The 17,079-nt window shown below is 69.5% G+C and carries 18 protein-coding genes and 1 tRNA gene; 10 read left to right on the plus strand and 9 right to left on the minus strand.

The window, feature by feature from the left end:
- Window positions 1–52: 52 nt before the first annotated feature.
- Window positions 53–1,456, minus strand: coding sequence for a hypothetical protein (locus tag B4V06_RS17095; protein WP_498170751.1), 1,404 nt, complete (start codon window positions 1,454–1,456; stop codon window positions 53–55).
- 91 nt (window positions 1,457–1,547) lie between these two features.
- Between B4V06_RS17095 and B4V06_RS17100 the strand changes: the two genes are divergently transcribed.
- Complete coding sequence (locus tag B4V06_RS17100) at window positions 1,548–2,177, plus strand: hypothetical protein (protein ID WP_123114344.1); 630 nt, start codon at window positions 1,548–1,550, stop codon at window positions 2,175–2,177.
- A 35-nt stretch (window positions 2,178–2,212) separates the two neighbouring features.
- On the opposite strand, the gene B4V06_RS17105 is transcribed toward B4V06_RS17100, so the two are convergent.
- Complete coding sequence (locus tag B4V06_RS17105) at window positions 2,213–2,698, minus strand: hypothetical protein (protein WP_123114343.1); 486 nt, start codon at window positions 2,696–2,698, stop codon at window positions 2,213–2,215.
- Between the two features lie 256 nt (window positions 2,699–2,954).
- On the opposite strand from B4V06_RS17105, the gene B4V06_RS17110 reads away from it, so the two are divergent.
- Entirely contained in the window at window positions 2,955–3,851 is an 897-nt protein-coding gene (locus B4V06_RS17110) for a hypothetical protein (RefSeq protein WP_498170753.1), read from the plus strand.
- Between the two features lie 6 nt (window positions 3,852–3,857).
- The gene (locus tag B4V06_RS17115; protein ID WP_123114341.1) at window positions 3,858–5,567 is read left to right on the plus strand and encodes a GMC oxidoreductase; all 1,710 of its coding nucleotides are present in this window, start codon (window positions 3,858–3,860) and stop codon (window positions 5,565–5,567) included.
- 62 nt (window positions 5,568–5,629) lie between these two features.
- Here B4V06_RS17115 and B4V06_RS17120 read toward each other — a convergent pair whose 3' ends face one another.
- Window positions 5,630–6,052 (minus strand): hypothetical protein, encoded by a 423-nt coding sequence (locus B4V06_RS17120; protein ID WP_123114340.1) that lies wholly within the window; start codon window positions 6,050–6,052, stop codon window positions 5,630–5,632.
- Window positions 6,053–6,191: 139 nt separating this feature from the next.
- Window positions 6,192–7,232, minus strand: a complete 1,041-nt coding sequence (locus B4V06_RS17125; RefSeq protein WP_498170755.1) for an NAD(P)-dependent alcohol dehydrogenase — start codon at window positions 7,230–7,232, stop codon at window positions 6,192–6,194.
- Between the two features lie 157 nt (window positions 7,233–7,389).
- Between B4V06_RS17125 and B4V06_RS17130 the strand changes: the two genes are divergently transcribed.
- Both B4V06_RS17130 and B4V06_RS17135 read left to right on the plus strand, forming a co-directional pair.
- The gene (locus B4V06_RS17130) at window positions 7,390–8,451 is read left to right on the plus strand and encodes an amidohydrolase family protein (protein WP_498170757.1); all 1,062 of its coding nucleotides are present in this window, start codon (window positions 7,390–7,392) and stop codon (window positions 8,449–8,451) included.
- Window positions 8,451–9,359 (plus strand): metal-sulfur cluster assembly factor, encoded by a 909-nt coding sequence (locus B4V06_RS17135; RefSeq protein WP_498170758.1) that lies wholly within the window; start codon window positions 8,451–8,453, stop codon window positions 9,357–9,359. The genes B4V06_RS17130 and B4V06_RS17135 overlap by 1 nt, the downstream gene beginning before the upstream one ends.
- Before the next feature lie 63 nt (window positions 9,360–9,422).
- Here B4V06_RS17135 and B4V06_RS17140 read toward each other — a convergent pair whose 3' ends face one another.
- The 4 genes from B4V06_RS17140 to B4V06_RS17155 all read right to left on the minus strand — a co-directional run bounded on the left by B4V06_RS17140 (window position 9,423) and on the right by B4V06_RS17155 (window position 11,535).
- On the minus strand, window positions 9,423–9,620 hold the full coding sequence (locus B4V06_RS17140; protein ID WP_123114336.1) for a hypothetical protein: 198 nt from the start codon (window positions 9,618–9,620) through the stop codon (window positions 9,423–9,425).
- Window positions 9,621–9,679: 59 nt separating this feature from the next.
- A complete protein-coding gene (locus tag B4V06_RS17145) occupies window positions 9,680–10,432 on the minus strand; it encodes a metallophosphoesterase (RefSeq protein WP_123114335.1) in 753 nt (250 codons plus the stop codon).
- Between the two features lie 13 nt (window positions 10,433–10,445).
- The gene (locus tag B4V06_RS17150; RefSeq protein ID WP_123114334.1) at window positions 10,446–11,159 is read right to left on the minus strand and encodes a J domain-containing protein; all 714 of its coding nucleotides are present in this window, start codon (window positions 11,157–11,159) and stop codon (window positions 10,446–10,448) included.
- 118 nt (window positions 11,160–11,277) lie between these two features.
- The gene (locus B4V06_RS17155; protein ID WP_123114333.1) at window positions 11,278–11,535 is read right to left on the minus strand and encodes an MTH865 family protein; all 258 of its coding nucleotides are present in this window, start codon (window positions 11,533–11,535) and stop codon (window positions 11,278–11,280) included.
- Window positions 11,536–11,688: 153 nt separating this feature from the next.
- On the opposite strand from B4V06_RS17155, the gene B4V06_RS17160 reads away from it, so the two are divergent.
- The 4 genes from B4V06_RS17160 to B4V06_RS17175 all read left to right on the plus strand — a co-directional run bounded on the left by B4V06_RS17160 (window position 11,689) and on the right by B4V06_RS17175 (window position 15,175).
- Window positions 11,689–12,741 (plus strand): M42 family metallopeptidase, encoded by a 1,053-nt coding sequence (locus tag B4V06_RS17160; RefSeq protein ID WP_123114332.1) that lies wholly within the window; start codon window positions 11,689–11,691, stop codon window positions 12,739–12,741.
- A gap of 448 nt (window positions 12,742–13,189) precedes the next feature.
- Window positions 13,190–13,732 carry a type II toxin-antitoxin system RatA family toxin gene (locus B4V06_RS17165; protein WP_123114331.1) on the plus strand — a complete coding sequence of 181 codons (543 nt, stop codon included), beginning with the start codon at window positions 13,190–13,192 and terminating at the stop codon, window positions 13,730–13,732.
- A gap of 92 nt (window positions 13,733–13,824) precedes the next feature.
- Window positions 13,825–13,896, plus strand: a tRNA-Ala gene (locus tag B4V06_RS17170).
- Between the two features lie 487 nt (window positions 13,897–14,383).
- Window positions 14,384–15,175 (plus strand): PHP-associated domain-containing protein, encoded by a 792-nt coding sequence (locus tag B4V06_RS17175; protein WP_123114330.1) that lies wholly within the window; start codon window positions 14,384–14,386, stop codon window positions 15,173–15,175.
- Window positions 15,176–15,211: 36 nt separating this feature from the next.
- Here the strand turns inward: B4V06_RS17175 and B4V06_RS17180 are convergent, their stop codons facing one another.
- On the minus strand, window positions 15,212–15,724 hold the full coding sequence (locus tag B4V06_RS17180) for a metal-dependent hydrolase (protein WP_123114329.1): 513 nt from the start codon (window positions 15,722–15,724) through the stop codon (window positions 15,212–15,214).
- Between the two features lie 144 nt (window positions 15,725–15,868).
- Between B4V06_RS17180 and B4V06_RS17185 the strand changes: the two genes are divergently transcribed.
- Complete coding sequence (locus B4V06_RS17185; RefSeq protein ID WP_498170764.1) at window positions 15,869–16,972, plus strand: pyridoxal phosphate-dependent aminotransferase; 1,104 nt, start codon at window positions 15,869–15,871, stop codon at window positions 16,970–16,972.
- Window positions 16,973–17,079 lie beyond the last annotated feature (107 nt).

Raw genomic sequence — 17,079 nt, forward strand, 5'->3', positions numbered from 1 at the left:
CACACCCGCCGACCGCTTCGGCGACCTCGCTCGGCGTCCGCGCCGCCTCGGCTCACTCGACCGCGATCTCCAGCTCGAACGGGTACGCCCCGTGCTCCCCTGGCGTCTGACCCGGGACGTTCCAGGAGACCCCGAACAGCCCCCGGCTCACGTACTCCCCCGCGGGGAGCCCTTCTGGCACCGAGTACGTCGCGGCCATCTCGTCGCCCGCGGTGAGCGACTCCAGCGCCTCGCCGTCGCTGCGGCTGGGCGGCGGCCCCTCGATGCCCTCGGTCTCGACGACGTCCAGCTCCTCCCGTTCGCCCCCGTGAATCACCCAGAGGGCGCTCGGCAGCGCTCCCCGGCTCGTGAACGTGTAGGGGCCCTCGGCCTCGCCGTCGGCGTTCTCGGGCGCCGGCGCGACCCTGATCGTGAACCGCCGGGGCGCGCCCTCGCTCGCAGCGACCGAGACCGACACCGGGAGCCGGTCGTACCGCGACTCGCCGACGAAGACGCTGTACACGGTGCCGTCGATCCGGTAGTACGGCGGCTCCTGGTACTCCGCGGCGAGCTCCTCGTGGGCGTCCGGCACGTCGTCGGTGAAGTACTGGCTGCGGTCCGGCGTCGTCAACGCGGGCGCCCGATGTTCCGACGCCAGCGCCCGCTCGAAGAACGACACCAGCTCCGCGTCGAGCGCCGACTCGTCGACCACCGGCCGGTCCCACATGGCCGCCTCGGTCAGCTCGCGCGCCGTGATCGCGTACGGCGGGTTCTCGTTCTCGACGGCCGTGCGGATCCGGGAGACGCCCAGCTGGTCCTCCAGGTAGTCGTACTCGTCGAGGAAGGCGGCGACGGCGTCCGGGAGCAGACACCGGCGGTACTCGTCTCGCGGGATGTGCGTGCCGGAGGCCGTCAGCGCGCGGACGAACGCCTCGACCGCCGCCGAGCCGAGGTCATCGTGCCGTCGCGCCTCTCTGAGGACCCGGTCCTCGTCGTACCCATCGGCCTCCTCGTCGACGAGCTCCGCGGTGAACGTCGGGAGCGCCGGCTCGAACGCGTAGCGCGTCCCGTCCAGCTCGACGTACGGCTTGAGCTCGCCCCGGTCGTAGACGCGGAACTCGTCGACTGCGGCCAGCAGGTCGTCGCCGGGGTCGTCGGTCTCGAACCGCCCGCCGATCGCCTCGGCGAGCGGCTCGCGCAGCGCGGCCGGGACCTCGGACTCGGGAACGACGTGCTCCGGGTCGATCCCGCGGCTCGGCGACGGCTCGTACGCGGTGACGACGTGCGGCACCGTTCGGAGCTCGACGTCGAGCGAGCCGGCCGTCCCGTCGCCGTCGTCCGACGCCTCGCCGTCGGCTCCCGCCGAGTCGCCGTCGGTCCCGTTCGCCGCCGAGTCCGTGGCGGGGTCGTCGCCGGCGCACCCTGACAGCGCGACGACGGACCCACCGATCGCGGAGAGGAGGGCTCTGCGGTCCATACTCGGGTCGTTCGAAACGAGCAGTAAAAATCTTCGGTGGCCATACGCGGCCGCGGAAACATTCATTATGAACGGTTGATATATCCCGCGCATGAACCTTCGCGACGGCGCGACGCTCGGCGGCGCCGCAATACGCTCCGTCCGGTACCTGGTCGCGGGCGACATCGAGTTCCCTGACGGCAGGCTGCAGGACGCGATCGAAACGGCCGACGGGACCACGTTCGTCGTCTACCGAGAGACGGTCCGCCGCTCGGCCGACTCGAACGGCTCCGACGACGGGGCCGTCCTCGTCTTCAGGATGCGGGTGACGGATCCGGCGGCCCGAGGCCCGTTCCGGACCGCGCTGTTCGACCCCATCGCGAACGTCGCGACGCCGTTCTTCGCGGGGCTCCCCGGGTTCCGCCGCAAGCTCTGGCTGGCGGGCGAGCGGCCGGGCGAGTTCCTCGAGCTGTACGAGTGGGCGAGCGAAGCGGACGCCCATCGGTTCGTCGACGCGTTGCGGTCGCTGATCGACCCGATCGACCACGCGGGGACGGTCGAGTTCGACGTTGTCGCACACGACTCCGTCGAGGAGTACGTCGACGCGGGGGAGGCCGCGTGGCGCGAGGCGCCGCCGGAGGCGAACCGACCGCCTCGCCGGACCGCCGTGCTCACGGGCGCAGTCGGCGTGGGACTGGCGATCGCCGTGGGATACGCGCTCCGGAAGCGGCTCCGCCGGTGATCCCCGGCGCGACGGCGCTCGTGGCGTGTCGGTAGTCAGCTGTCGGCGTTCTTCGGCTCGATCGTCGTCCGCTCGTACTCTATCCCGGCCTCGTCGAGAAACGACCGCAGCGTGGACATCCCGCGGTCGAAGTCGAAGCCGACGCCGTCGATGTGGGGGTTCCCGTTTTCGGTCGGCTCGAGCTCCCAGTGGGCGTGGAGCTCGATCTGCCCGTCGTCGTTGCGCCAGCCGCGGAGATGCGTCTGCCACCAGCGGTACGTCGTTCCGTCGGCGGTGTTGCGTTCGTGCACCACGCGAGCGAGGTTCATGACTTCGCCGCGCTTGTGGTACGAGAACTCCCAGTTCGGCGCGAAGCTGTACTCGCCGAGCTCCGCTTCGATCTCTTCGACGGGCCGGTCCACCACGAAATACTCACCGGACGGCCGCGGCTGCGTGAACAGCGCCTTCCGTAGCTGTCGGTAGCCGTCTCGAACGACGTCGAACGGGACGTGGACGACGTCCCAGAGGTTTATCGATATCATGCTCGGTTACGGCGTGTTAGACGGTGCGGTCGCGCGCTGTCGCCGGTGCGTGTGTCTACCACCGTTTGCCATGCTAGTTATCATCACCCACATACGCTACGACATATCATCGAGCTATTTAATTGTAGATGGTAGTTCCGTCGTTGCATCGCGTCACGGCCGACCTACCTCGGAGATCGAATCAGGAACCGATGCAGTCGACGGAGACAGATGTCATCGGGACAATCTTTTTTACCCACTCGTTCGACGACAGGGTATGGTAACTAGTCGCATAGGGGAGTGGCTGGCCGTCGCATGGCAAAGTTTGGCGTCCACCGGGGGATTGCTCCTCGAGTTCGCCGGGATCGGTCCAGACGTCGACCCGCACACGAAGGTGACGTTCCGGGCGATCGCGGACGCGGTCGTCCCCGAGACACCGGGACTCGCGGGGGAGATCGGGCCCGAACACGTCCCCGGTGGCCTGGCGGTCGAGCTCGACGAGTTCGCCGTCACCTACGTCGACGACGGGTTCCAGCTCGGACTCCCACACCTCGGGCCGCAGGGGAACATCCCGATCGCGGACCCGATCGCCCACCTCCTCGACTCGGCGGCGCTGACGCTTCTGGAGCGCGGGGACAACGAGCGCGATCCCGACGTCGATCGGGCGCTGTCGCTGCTCGGCCCGGACGACCCGTCGCCGACGGTCGTCGAGGACGTGGTCGGCCCGTTCGCGAAGCTCTCGCGGCGCGACCGGCTGCGCGCCATCGCCATCGTCGACGAGTTCGACGTCGAGTTCTCGCCGACCGACGACGATCTGCTCGAGCTGGACGCCGGCCTCGTTGGGCAGCTGGTCATCGGGTTCATGGAGATGATCTACTACAGCGAGTGGCAGGGGTACGACGAGTTCACCCAGCCGCCGAGCCGACGCGTCCACCCGAACGACCGGTCCGCGGTCCAGAGCTGGCGACAGACCGGGTTCCCCGGGTTCGCGAACGGGTACGCCGCGCTCCGCGGCTACGTCGGGACGGCGGAGAGCCCGTTGGGTGACGGGGACACGTGGGCGACCGTCGACGAGACGGCCGGCGTCCGAATCGTCCGGGAGTCGGGCGCGTTCCGTGAGAACGACTACGACACGAGCGACTACGGGGAACCGTTCCCCGTGGAGTCGGGGTGAGCGGCGATGGTCCGAGACAGCTACGACGCGGTCGTGGTCGGAGCGGGAGGCGACGGACCGGTTACGGCGTGGAAGCTCGCGGAGGCGGGCCTCTCCGTGCTCGTCCTCGAGGCCGGCCCGTTCTACGGGAACGAGCAGTGGCCGCGCCCCAACGAGGACCCGGGCGGCGAGGCCTCGTCGAGCGCCGAGGACCTGAGCGGCGACCTGCTCGACGAGCAGTTCACCACCCGCGAGTTCGAGATGATCACCAAGCTCGTCTTCGGGCCGGCCGACCACGAGCGGGGGTTCTGGTTCCGGAAGTTCCCGGGCGACGGGGCGATCTTACAGTGCGCGGGCGTCGGCGGGACCACGCTCCACTACACCGGGTGTCATCCGCGCGCCTATCCGGCGTCGATCGACGAGCAGGGGCACTGGCCGATCGAGTACGCCGACCTGATCCCCTACTACCAAGAGGTCGAGGAGATGTGCGACGTGACGCCAGCCCCCGTCACCGCCAAGGAGGAGCTGTTCTTCCGTGGCGCGGCAGACGCCGGCTGGGAGCTGATCGAGGACCTGAACGTGACGGAGCCGGGGTACCGCCCGCAGCCGAACGCGATCAGACAGCCCGACGAGGCGCTCCACGTCGACGCCGGGTACGAGGGCGACTTCACCTATCCGGACGTCGAGGGCGACACCCTCGCGCTCGGCGACATCGCCGGGAACCCGCACCCGCGCGGCGCCCCGTACGAGGAGAAGGCCAAGCGGGCGAGCAACGTCAGCTTCGTGCCGCCCGCGTTGCGCACCGGGAACGTGACGATCCGGCCCAACGCCTTCGTCACGGACGTGATCACCGTGACGCCCCGCGGTGACACGCCGACGGCGATCGGCGTGGAGTTTCGGGACACGTGGTCCGGATCGCGGGAGCAGGTCGACGCCGACGTCGTCGTCCTCGCCGCGGGAGCCATCGAGACGCCGCGGCTCTGGCTCAACGCCGACCTCCCGGCCAACGAGTGGGTCGGTCGCGGGCTGACGATCCACTTCGGGGACAACGTGATGGGGCTGTGGGACCCCGACGACCTGGAGGAGACGATCGGCAGCGACACGATCGACCAGCACGAGGGGCAGGACATCGCCGCCCGCTTCGACTACCCGGGCGTGGGGATGCTCCAGACCGTCGGCACCGCCCCCGGAATCGGTGCGATCTTGGGGTTCGGCGCCAGCGCGTCGGGGTTCGCGTTCCAGAACGACACCGCGGGCGAGCCGTGGGACACGATGGGTCGACTGGCCGGGACCGAGCTCAAGCGGCTGCTCTCCGACTACCGCCGAATGCTACAGATCCTCGTCGTGACCGACGACCGCCCCCATCAGCGAAACGGGGTCACGGTCGCTCCCGGGGCCGCCGACGAACACGGACCGATCCCCATCGTCAACTACGAGCCCAGCGAGGGCGATCGGCAGCGTCGCGACGAGCTCGCGCGGATCGCCGCCGACATCCTGCGTGAGGCCGGCGCGTCCCACGTGCACCGCTCCGACTCGCCGCCGACCGCGTTGCACGTCCACAGCACGATGCGGATGGGGGAAGTCGTCGACGAGGCGTGCGAGGCCCACGACGTCGACCGGCTCTTCGTCGCCGATCACTCCGTCCTCGCGAACGGGGTCGGCGGCGCGAACCCGACGAACACGGGCCAAGCCCTCGCGGCTCGGACGGGCGAGAAGATCGTCGAGCGGCACTTCTGATCGTCGCCGATTCCCCTTGTTTCCGCCCGGTGGTCGCTCACGCTGTCGCCGCCCACGGTCGCTCACGCCGGGTCCGTCACGGACCGCTTGAGCACGTACGCGTACTTCGAGTCGGCCTCCCACTCCTCGACGCTCCCCTCGTGGATCTCGCCCGACGAGTACACGCGTTCGTCGTCGAACGCGATCACGTGCCGAGGCCAGGGCCAGGGGAGGTCCCAACAGAACCCGATTCCGAGGCCGTCGCGGTCGTGAGCGAACGCCCAAGAGAGGGCGACCAGGGCGTAGTCCTCGCAGTCTCCCCGACCGGCGTCGACGCACTCGCCCGGTTTCTTGGCGAAATCCCTGATCCCGTTCCACCGGTCCTGCGTCCAGTCGTACTCCGACGCCGACCACGCTTCGAGGTCGAAGGCGTCCCACCGGTCGTCGCGGTCGACGTAGCGGTCGGGCGCGATGAACGTGAACGGCGTCCAGCGACGAACGTTCATGGGCCCCGATATTCTGTCAACGAGAATAATAGTGTGGGAGGAGAACAGAGGCGAAACGGGTGGGGAACGGAGAAGCGGCGGCTGACTCCCTCTCCGCTTCCACCGGCCGCGTGGCTACGTGCGACGGGTCACGCCGCGCTCAGGGCGTGATCACGGCCCGGCCGTCGATCTCGCCGTGTTCGAGCTTCTCCGCGACCGTGTTCACGTCGCCGAGGTCGTACCGGCTGGTGTGGAGGTCGACGTCGCCCTGCTCGACGAGCGCGACCAGCTCCTGTAGCTCCGCGTACCGGCCGACGATGTTGCCGACGAAGGAGAACTCCCCGTTCACCAGCGCCTGCGCCGGCTCGTGGACGTGCCCGCCGTAGCCGATGATGTGGTGGTCGCCGCCGGCGGCGGTGATGTCCGGGGCGTACGCGGTGGTGACGTCCTCGCCGACGAAGTCGAGGACCTGCGCGGCGCCGTTCCCGTCGGTGATCCCCTCGATCTCGGCCGCGACGTCCTCCTCGCCCGGGTTGATCAGGTGGTCCGCGCCGTACCCCTCCGCGAGGTCGAGGGCGGACTCCTTCAGGTCGACCGCGGTGATCCGGGCCGCGCTCATCGCGTCGAGGCACTGCAGGCCGATGTGACCGAGCCCGCCGACGCCGATGACGACCGCGTGGTCGCCCGGGTTGAGGTCGGCGACCGCCTTCTTGGCGGCGTGGTACGCCGTGATCCCGGCGTCGGCGTGCGGCGCGATGTCGATCGGTTCGACGCCGGACGGCAGCGGGATCACCGAGCGCTCGCTGGTGTGGAGGTACTCGGCGAACCCTCCGTCGACGGTGAGCCCGTTGAACGCGTCGTTCTCGCAGTACATCGTCTCGCCGAGCCGGCATGGGCGGCAGGTACCGCAGGTCTGGACCGGGTGGCAGATCACCGGGTCGCCCTCCGAGACGAGGTCGACGTCCTCGCCCGTCTCGACGACCGTGCCGGCGTTCTCGTGGCCGAGCGTCATGGGCAGCTCCTGCGGGACGTACTCCGTCCACATCCCCTCGATGATGTGATTGTCCGTCTGACACCAGCCCGCGCCCTCTACCTCGACGATCACGTCGCTCGCGCCGGTCGCGTGCGGCCGGTCGACATCGTCGATCGTCAGTCCCTCGCTCATGTCGTCCGTGTACTCGTGGAGTCTGGCAGCTTGCATGTGTTACACACACATTCGCCCCCCATCATAAACGTTCGTTATGGATCGACGAACCGCCCGGCTCCAGCCGACCGCCGCGAAGGGACTCGATTCTCTAATAGTAAAAATACTGAACGATCCTTATAGTTATATGTGACCAAACCACAGGCCCATTCGTATGTACGAGAAGGACGGCGAGGAGATCTTCGTCATCGACGGTCACGTCCACATGTGGGACGCTCGGGAAGAGAACATCATCCACGAGGGGGGCGAGCAGTTCCTCCAGTGTTTCTACGACTACCACACCGGATTCACGCCCGAGGAGGAGCAGTGGGACATCGACACGTACCGACACTACGGCGCCGACAAGATGACCGAGGACCTGTTCGGGAACGCGGCCGCCGACATGGCGATCTTCCAGCCGACGTACCTCGACGACTTCTACGACGAGGGGTTCAACACGACCGAGCAGAACGCCGAGCTCGCCGAGGAGTATCCGGAGCGGTTCGTGCTCAACGGGAGCTTCGATCCGCGCGACGGCGAGGAGGGGTTACGCTACCTCGAACACCTCAAGGAGGAGTACGACATCCCCGGCGTGAAGCTGTACACCGCCGAGTGGCGCGGCGACTCGAAGGGGTGGCGGCTCGACAGCGACGACGCCTTCGAGTTCTTAGAGAAGTGCGCCGAGCTCGGCATCGAGAACATCAACGCCCACAAGGGGCCGACGATCCGCCCGCTCAACCGCGACGCGTTCGACGTGAGGGACGTCGACGACGCCGCGTCGTCGTTCCCGGAGCTCAACTTCATCGTCAACCACGTCGGGCTCCCGCGGCTCGACGACTTCTGCTGGATCGCCGCCCAGGAGCCGAACGTGTACGGCGGGCTCGCGGTCGCCTCCGCGATGTCGACCCACCGCGAGCGGAAGTTCGGTGAGATCATGGGCGAGCTCCTCTTCTGGCTCGGCGAGGACCGGATCCTCTTCGGCTCCGACTACGCGCTGTGGAACCCGGACTGGCTCGTCGACCAGGTGATGAACGCGGAGCTCACGGACGAGCAGCGAGACGAGTACGGGGTCGAGCTCGACGTCGAGACGATGAAGAAGATCATGGGCGAGAACGCCGCGGAGCTGTACGACATCGACATCGAGGAGAAGAAGCGTCAGTTCCGCGACGACGACATCACCGAGCGGTTCGACCTCGAGGCCCACTACGGCGGCGACGCGGGGGCCGCGGCGGACTGATGTCGGGGAGCAGCGCGGACCCGACGAGCGACGCCGGCGACGGTCGGACGAGCGAACCCGCCGACCCGACGGGCGACCCGCAGGGGACGGCGGCCGTCAGGGAGCGGCTGGACCGCGTCGAGGACCCCGAGCTCGCCCGCTCCATCGTCGAGCTCGACTACATCGACGCGATCGATATCGACGGCGACCGCGTCGAGGTCCGGTTCACGCTCCCGACGGCGTGGTGCTCGCCCGCATTCGCGTGGATGATGGCGACCGACGCCCGCGACGAGGTCGAGGCGCTCGACTGGGTCCGCGAGGCGCGGATCGAGCTGTGCGACCACATGCACGGCGCGGAGATCACGACGGGCGTCAACGCGCGCGACGCCTTCGGCGAGACGTTCCCCGACGCGGACGGCGGGGTGGCGGAGGTGCGGGCGGCGATCGCCGACAAGGCCCGCGTCTCGAGGCAGCGCGAGGCGATCGGCGCGCTGATCGACGCCGGCGTCGACCCCGAACAGGTCGTCGCCCTCGAACGGGCCGACGTCGACGTCGCCGGCGACGAGGCGCACGTCGACCTCGACGGGTTGTCGGTCGTCGTCGACGCCGCGCCGGTCGCCGACTACATCGACCGCGTCGAGACGAGCGGCCACGTGAAAGAACCAGACGACACGCTGTTCCTGACGCCGGAGGCCGACCCGATCCCGGCCGACCGGCTGGACGTGGTCCAGAAGCGATCCCGGCTCGCGAGCGTGAACATGGGCGGTCAGGGCGCCGTGTGCGACGCGCTCCACCGCGCGCGCCACGGGCCCGACGGCCCGGACGGGTCAGGCGCGTCGTACGTCGATTCATCGGACCCAGACGAGCGGGCGTACGACGGCGACGTCGACGAGTTCACCTCGACATGGACGCTCAGTTCCGACGACTGAGTCGCGGCCGACTTCCTCATATCCCCTCCATCGCGTTCTCTGCCCCAGCGCGTTCTCCCGACCTCAGCGGATCGGGCCGAGTCCACCGAGCCCGCCGCCGCCGGACCCGCCGTCCTCCTCGGGCTCGCCGTGTCCCTCCTTCTCCAGTCCGTGCCGGCCGCTCGCGGCCCACTCGTCGCGGTCCCAGCCGCACTCCGGGCACTCGCCCTCCCCCCAGTCGAACGGCTCGCCGCAGCCGAGGCAGGCGTTCTCCGTGTTCATAGCCCACAGTACGCACGAACGGACAAAAGCGTTCACGACATGCGAAGCGTCAGAGGCGTTCACAGCAGCTCGCGGAACTTCCCGAGCGGCGGGAAGCGGAGCGGCTCCCCGGCGTCGCCCCCGCCACCCGCGTCGCCTGCCCCGACGGTTCCCGGGTCGACCACGACCGGCGCCAGTCGATCCGCGTCGGCGACGAGCGGCGAGTCGAACGCCTCCGTTCGCATGTCGTTGACGGCCACGCCCGGGGCGAGCCGGGTGAACGCGGGCAGCATGAGGAGGTCCGCGCCGCGGTAAGTCCCCTCGCCGCGGAGGAAGCAGGGGCGGCGGTCGCCCTCGATCTCGATCGTCGGGTGGACGTGGCCGATCACGTACCGGTCCGCCGTCGTCGAGGGCGCCTCGTGGCCGTGACAGACGAGGGTGCGAGGCGCGTCGGGGTCGGTGTCAGTGGCGTCAAGCGCGTACTCCTCGCGGACCGGGCCGTCCCACGCGCTCGCGAGGGCCGTGTCGTGGTTGCCCGCGACGAGTTCGAAAGCGACGTCGTCCGACTCGCAGGCGTCGCGGAGCGCGTCCAGCGTTCCGAGGCTCCGGTCGCTGACTCGGTCGAACGTGTGGACGACGTCGCCGGCGACGACGAGGATCTCGGGTGCGAACCGGGCGAGGAGCCCGACGAGCCGTTCGACGAGGTCCTCACGCTCGCCGAGCGGGAGCGAGACCGCGGAGGCCTCCCCGCGGCCGACGTGGAGGTCGGCGACGACGAGCGCGTCGTGGCGACCGAGGTACGCCGCGCGCTCTCCGAACGCGATTCCCGTCATCGACGGCTCCCCGTCACCGGCCGAAGCCCGTCGGGGGATCGGTGCGGTCAGACCGGGCGGCCCGGGCGGCCCCGGCGGCCGGACGACTCCGATCGGCCTCCTCGCTCCCGCCGCCGGCGTGGTTGCGGGCGGTCGCGTACGCCTCGCGGACGCGGCGGAACGACTCCTCGTCGCCGCCCTGGTCCGGGTGGGTCTCCTTGACGCGTTCGCGGTAGGCGCGCTTCACCTCGGCGGCGTCGGCGTCGCGGTCGACGTCGAGCTCCGCGAACGCGGCGGCGACCGGGTCGCGGCGACCGCCCTCGGCGGCGGGGTCCGGCCCCCAGTCTGGCTCGACCACGTCGAACGGGAGCCGGCGGCCCAGCCCCCGGCCCGGCATCTCGTGTTCGCAGAGGACGGTGTAGACGCCCTCGCCCTCCAGTCTGAAGTAGTCGTGCGCGTCGAACGTGATGGCGACCCCGCGCTCGGGGAGGTAGAAGGGGACGGCCACGTCGCCGAGCGCGTGGTCCTCGCGGAACCGCTCGTCGATGGCCGTCAGGTACTCGCGGATCTCGCCGCGGCGCCGCTCGTCGCCAGCGGCGCTCCCGCCGTCGCCGGCCGCGGCGACGCTCGGGGCGACGAACCGGTTCCCGAGGTAGAAGACGACCGCCGCGAGCGCGGAGGCGACGACGCCGAGCGCGGTCCCTATCAGGATCCACGGCGGCACCGTGCCGATGAGCTCGACGACCACGCCCGAGGTAACGGCTCGGCGCCTATCAACCCCTCGCCGGACTCGCGGCGCTCGGCGCGCGCGAGCCGCGAGGCTCTCCGGGCGGCGGTCAACGGGTTGAAAAGAGCGGGCGCCGGCGTCAGATCATCCCCTTCGACTCGAGCCCGTCGAGGATGTCGTCGACGAGCTCCTCGGGGGTGTCGTAGGGGAACTCCTGTTCGCTCCCCAGCTTCGCGGCCAGCTCCATCGCCGTGAGGCTCACGTCGCCGGCCTCGAACTTCGTGGCCGGGCCGTCCGGGAGCGCCGGGACGAGGTCCATCTGGTTCTCGACGGGGAAGTCGGCGCCGCCGAACGCGTCGAGGAACTGTTCGCGGAGTTCCGCTCTGACGTCACTCATACACTCCCATCCCGCGAGCCACCGCAAAAGGGTTGCGGAACAACGGTAAACTAGTTTGCAGTTTCGGGTGACGAGAGCGCGGCGGGCTTCCGAAACGCCGACGAGAGTGCCGGAACCTCCCCACCTTTGGTGCTGGGCCACGACCCCCCGTCCATGCCGTTCGACTTCGATTTCGACCTGCTGCGAGAGCTGACCGAGGCCCGCGGCGTGCCGGGGTACGAGGACGACGTCCGCGAGATCGTCCGCCGCGAGCTCGCCGACACCGCGGACCGCGTCCGCACCGACGCGATGGGGAACGTCGTCGGGACCGTCGAGGGCGACTCGGACTACTCCGTGGCCGTCGCGGCCCACATGGACGAGATCGGCTTCATGGTGCGCCACGTCACCGACGAGGGGTTCGTGCAGGTGGACCCGCTCGGCGGGTTCGACGCGCGCGTGCTCCGCGCCCAGCGCGTCACGGTCCACGGCGACGAGGACCTCACAGGGGTCATCGGCTCCGTGCCGCCGCACACGCTCACGGAGGAGCAGCAGGAGAAAGACGACGAGGTCTCGGACGTGTTCATCGACCTCGGGCGCGACGCCGAGGCGGTCGAGGAGCTGGTCGGCGTCGGCGACCTCGTCACCCTCGACCAGACGACGACGCGCATGGGCGACCGCGTGACGGGGAAGGCGCTCGACGACCGGATCTGCGTGTTCGCGATGCTTTCGGCCGCCCGCCGGATCGAGGACCCCGACGTGACGATCCACTTCGCGGCGACCGTCCAAGAGGAGGTCGGGCTCCGAGGTGCGAGCGCGCTCGGCGTCGACATCGACCCCGACCTCGCGGTCGCCTTAGACGTCACCGTCGCCAACGACGTCCCGCAGATCGGCGAGCCGGCCGACGCCGTGACCGAGCTCGGCGAGGGGACCGCGATCAAGCTCAAGGACTCCTCCGTGATCACCAGCCCGAAGGTCCACGGTCGGCTGACCGACGTGGCCGAAGCGGAGGGGATCGACCACCAGCACGAGGTGTTGCCCGCGGGCGGCACCGACACCGCCGGCTTCCAGAACACGGCCGGCGCCAAGCCCGTCGGCGCCATCTCGATCCCGACGCGGTACCTCCACACCGTCACCGAGACCGCCGACGGCGACGACGTCGCCGCGACGATCGACCTCCTCACCGCGTTCCTCGACTCCGAGACCGGCGAACACGACTACACCTTATAAATAAATCTGCGGCGGCGCGCACCTGCGAGCGCCCGTCGGGCGCGAGCAGCGTGCGCGAGGTCGCCGGCGCGACGCGCCGGCTGCCAGAGGGACCTTCGGTCCCTCCCTGGAGTCGGTCGTCCGGAGCAACGCGGAGGACGACCGACGAGGTTGGGGAGGCGTGAGGCGCGGTCGCGGTGCGGTTGGGTGGGACTCAAAGGGGCAGTCGCGAGGGCGAAGCACGGCGACGCAAGGACCGCAGGGAACGAGCGAAGCGAGTGACCGAGGACCGCAGCGAGCCGCGCGAGTCCTCGCGGCTGGGGCTTTGGTGTTGTTAACCGCAGAACTCACTTATAAATGAACGGTGGGCGATTTGTCAACACTCGCTGTTCCGTCACGACGAATAACCCGATCCTCTCACACGTAGTCTCGCCGGACCGCTTATTACGCGCCGCTCGAACGAACCTCCGTGGACGAACTCGTCGTGAGCACGGAGGTGTACGCCGACCCCGAGGAGGTGTACGAGTTCCTGCTCGATTTCCCGGGCTACGCGCGCTACTCGAAGTACCTCGACGGCGTGCGGACGATCGAGGGCGACGGCGGCCCCGGCACCCGCTACGCGCTCAGGTTCGCGTGGTGGAAGATCACCTACACGGCCCACTCGCGGGTGACGGGCGTCGAGCCGCCCGAGCGGATCGACTGGGAGATCACGAAGGACATCGACGCCGGCGGCTGCTGGCGCGTGACGCCGGTAACGGACGCGGACGGGGGCGAAAACGCGGGCGACTCGCCGGTCTGCGAGGTCGCGCTCGAAGTCGAGTTCGACCCGGGATCCGCCAGCCCGGACGCGCTCGACCTGCCCCGGCTCGTCTCCTTCGACTGGGTGTTAAAGAAGGCGGTCCCCCTCATCCGGTCCGAGGCGGAGCGCGTGGTCCAGCGCGCCGTCCGCGACTTAGAGGGCTCGACCCGCACCGTTGACCTCGACGTGTACGTCGACTCCGAGCGGATCTGAGAGGCGAGAGGCACGCGCGTGAGACGGCACTCCCGCCGTCGCCGAGTCGAAGGCCTTAATATATCCAGCGGGGAACGATGGAACGCGTACGAGGGCTCGTAGATCAGTGGTAGATCATCCCCCTGGCACGGGGAAGGCCCGGGGTTCAAATCCCCGCGAGTCCACTCGGCTCACTTCGTTCGTCTCGTTCCCTCGCGTGGTCCCGTTCGCTAACGCTCACGGGACCCCCGCGAGTCCATGTTTTCGCGCCGCGAGCAATATCGCGAGCGGCGCGAAACTGTGCCGAGCGGGAATTTGAACCCTGCCAGTCGCGCGCAGCGAACGGAGTGAGCGAGCACGTCTGGCTCTGGTTCAAATCCCCGCGAGTCCACTCGACTCACTTCGTTCGTCTCGTTCCCTCGCGTGGTCCCGTTCGCTAACGCTCACGGGACCCCCGCGAGTCTACTCGCTCCACCAGTTCAGTCGGTTCTTCGCGTAGTTCCGTTCACTTGCGTTTAATCACCCCCGCGAGTCGCGTTCACCGGCTCCCCGCGAGTCCACTCCCTGGTCAGTACTTCCGGCACGGTCGGCCATCCCGGGCCGCGACCGGAACCGGATCCGCTCGCCGTCAAACGATACCCCTTTGCTCCGGCATGCACACCGTCCACTAACGTGACCCGATCGAGAACGCGCGTCGACGCCCACGTCAAGGTGCTCGACGACGACGTCGTGGCCCTCGCGAAGGAGCGGGGGATCGACGCACTCGTGTACGCGCCGCACTTCACTCGGCTCCGGACGGTCCAAGAGCGCGCGGCCCGATACGCCGACGACGACCTGACGATCGTCCCGGCCCGCGAGGTGTTCACCGGCGACTGGGGAAACCGCCGACACCTCCTCGTTCTCGGACTGCACGAGCCCGTCCCCGACTACATCACCTTCGAGGCGGCGATGGCCGAGGTCGAGCGGCAGGACGCCGTCGTGCTCGTCCCGCACCCCGGCTTCGCCACCATCTCGCTCACCCGACCGGAGATCGCGGCCCACGCCGAGCGCCTCGCCGCGGTCGAGACGTACAACACCAAGCTCCTCCCTCACCAGAACACCCGGACGCGGCGGATCGCCGAGGTGACCGACATGCCCGGCTTCGGCTCCTCGTACGCGCACCTGCCCGGCACGGTCGGCGAGGCGTGGACCGAGTTCGACGGCGACCTCTCCGACGCGGACGCAGTCGTCGACGCCTTCCGCGAGGAGCGTCCCCGGACGGTGGTCCACCGCGGCGGGGTCCGGCACCAGCTCCGCGGGCTCCTCGAGTTCGCCCACCTCGGCTACGAGAACACCTGGGAGAAGCTGGACCGCCTGTTCCTCTCGGGCGACGAGCCGACCCTCCCGAGCAACGTCGCCTACGAGGGCCGGTTCAACGACGTGAGCGTCTACTCCGGGACGCTGTCGGATTACCGGCCGAAGTGAGCGAGCGGTCGGTTTGGGGACTCGGAGCGAGCGCCGTCAGATTCCGAACCCGGCCGCCGCCTCGCTCGCGGCCTGCGTCGCGGCCGAAACGTCCAGGTCGAGCGTCACGACGTAGGTGTGGAGCGCCCAGAACGCCGCCAGCTCCAGCGCGGTGATGACCACAGTGACGAGGTCGGCGTACTTGCTGCTCGTCGTCACACCGCTCGGGAGCCCGTACTCCGTGTCCGACAGGGGGTGGAACAGCGCGATGCCGCGGCGGCTCCCGACGACGTCGAGGAGGTAGTGGGTCAACACGCCGATCCAGACGTACTGGAGGTTGCCGAAGACGAGCGGGTACGCGACGAAGACGGCGAGCACCGGGAGGCTGTGGAGCGTCTTCCGGTGGCGCCCGAACGCCGTGTCGACGTCGGGGAACAGCGCCCCCAACACGATCGGCACGGTGATCTGGGCGGTGGTCCGCGCCGTCGCCATGTCGAGGCCGGGCTCGATGACGAAGCCGAGTCCGAGCGCGAGCAACAGCGCGTTGAGGACGTGACCGCGTTTGTTCATACCAACGGCAGTCCGGGGCTGTAAGTGAAACCACCGGATCCGAACGGGCGAGAAGTAGGTTCGGCGTAGCGCACGCGGTCGGGCGGCGAAAAGGCGTGGGCGGGCAGTCGAAAGAGCCACGGCGGGCGCCGCCCAGCGGTCGGTATGGAGTACGAGGAGCCGAAGTTCTTCCACGTGATGCAGTACGCGGCCGCGGCCGACGGCGACGTCATCGACATGGTGAGCGGCAACCCCGACTGGGAGCCGCCGGCCGCGCTGCGGGAGGCGCTCCGCGGGTACGCCGACCTCCCGCCCGACGACTTCCAGTACCCGCCGAGCGAGGGACTGTTCGAGCTCCGGGAGGCGATCGCCGAGCGCCGGAACGTCGACGTCGACCGCGTGGTCGTCACGAACGGGACCGGCGAGGCGAACTACCTCACGATGGCGCGCGCCTTCGAGCGCGACGCTGGCGACGAGGCCATCCTCACCGACCCCGTCTACCCGTACTACCCGGGGAAGGTGGACATGCTCGGCGGCGAGGCGACGTTCGTCCCGACCGAGCGTGACGGGGGGCTCGACGTCGCGGCGATCCGCGAGGCCGCGAGCGGGGACACGGCGCTTATCGTCCTGAACACGCCGAACAACCCGACCGGGGCCGTCTACGACCTCGACGCGATCCGGGAGGTGGTCGCGGTCGCGGACGAGGTCGACGCCCTGGTCATGGTCGACGAGGTGTACGATCACTTCGACCTGACCGGCGAGTTCGAGTCCGCGTTGACGCTCGACTCCGACCGCGTGATCGTCACCAGCGGCTTCTCGAAGTCGATGGCGATCACGGGGTTCCGAGTGGGATACGGGGTGTTCCCCGACGAGCACGTCGGCGACGCGAAGACGCGGCATATGCTCGTGAACGTCGCCGGCGCGCGACCCTCGCAGTACGCGGTCCACCACGCGCTCGCGGAGACGCCGCCCGAGTACTACGCGGAGGCCCGCGAGCTGCTCGCAAAGCGCGCGGACGCGTTCACCGACGCGCTCGACGCGGCCGGCGCCGAGTACAGCCGCCCCGAGGGAGCCTTCTACGTACTGGCGCGCTTCGAGGGGTTCCCCGGGACGATGGCGAACGTGAAGCGCCTCGTGGACGAGGCCGGCGTCGCGGGGATGCCCGGCGAGGCGTTCGGCAACGCGCGCGACGAGTGGATCCGGTTCGCCCTCGTCACCCCGCGCGCCGTCGAGGCCGCGGAGCGGCTGGCAGACTATTTCGGCGACTGATCCGGGACAGAGTGCGGTGGCGCGCGCCTCCGAGCGGCCGCCCTCGGCGGCCGCGAGGAGCGCGTGCGAGGGAGTCGCTGGCGCGTTCCGCGCCAGCGACGAGGCTG

The sequence above is a fragment of the Halorubrum sp. B53 genome (genome assembly GCF_059752395.1).

Coding starts and splice junctions, on each gene's coding strand:
- B4V06_RS17095 (WP_498170751.1), bottom strand. CDS start 1,456: ATGGACCGCAGAGCCCTCCTCTCCGCGATCGGTGGGTCCGTCGTCGCG.
- B4V06_RS17100 (WP_123114344.1), top strand. CDS start 1,548: ATGAACCTTCGCGACGGCGCGACGCTCGGCGGCGCCGCAATACGCTCC.
- B4V06_RS17105 (WP_123114343.1), bottom strand. CDS start 2,698: ATGATATCGATAAACCTCTGGGACGTCGTCCACGTCCCGTTCGACGTC.
- B4V06_RS17110 (WP_498170753.1), top strand. CDS start 2,955: ATGGTAACTAGTCGCATAGGGGAGTGGCTGGCCGTCGCATGGCAAAGT.
- B4V06_RS17115 (WP_123114341.1), top strand. CDS start 3,858: ATGGTCCGAGACAGCTACGACGCGGTCGTGGTCGGAGCGGGAGGCGAC.
- B4V06_RS17120 (WP_123114340.1), bottom strand. CDS start 6,052: ATGAACGTTCGTCGCTGGACGCCGTTCACGTTCATCGCGCCCGACCGC.
- B4V06_RS17125 (WP_498170755.1), bottom strand. CDS start 7,232: ATGCAAGCTGCCAGACTCCACGAGTACACGGACGACATGAGCGAGGGA.
- B4V06_RS17130 (WP_498170757.1), top strand. CDS start 7,390: ATGTACGAGAAGGACGGCGAGGAGATCTTCGTCATCGACGGTCACGTC.
- B4V06_RS17135 (WP_498170758.1), top strand. CDS start 8,451: ATGTCGGGGAGCAGCGCGGACCCGACGAGCGACGCCGGCGACGGTCGG.
- B4V06_RS17140 (WP_123114336.1), bottom strand. CDS start 9,620: ATGAACACGGAGAACGCCTGCCTCGGCTGCGGCGAGCCGTTCGACTGG.
- B4V06_RS17145 (WP_123114335.1), bottom strand. CDS start 10,432: ATGACGGGAATCGCGTTCGGAGAGCGCGCGGCGTACCTCGGTCGCCAC.
- B4V06_RS17155 (WP_123114333.1), bottom strand. CDS start 11,535: ATGAGTGACGTCAGAGCGGAACTCCGCGAACAGTTCCTCGACGCGTTC.
- B4V06_RS17160 (WP_123114332.1), top strand. CDS start 11,689: ATGCCGTTCGACTTCGATTTCGACCTGCTGCGAGAGCTGACCGAGGCC.
- B4V06_RS17180 (WP_123114329.1), bottom strand. CDS start 15,724: ATGAACAAACGCGGTCACGTCCTCAACGCGCTGTTGCTCGCGCTCGGA.
- B4V06_RS17185 (WP_498170764.1), top strand. CDS start 15,869: ATGGAGTACGAGGAGCCGAAGTTCTTCCACGTGATGCAGTACGCGGCC.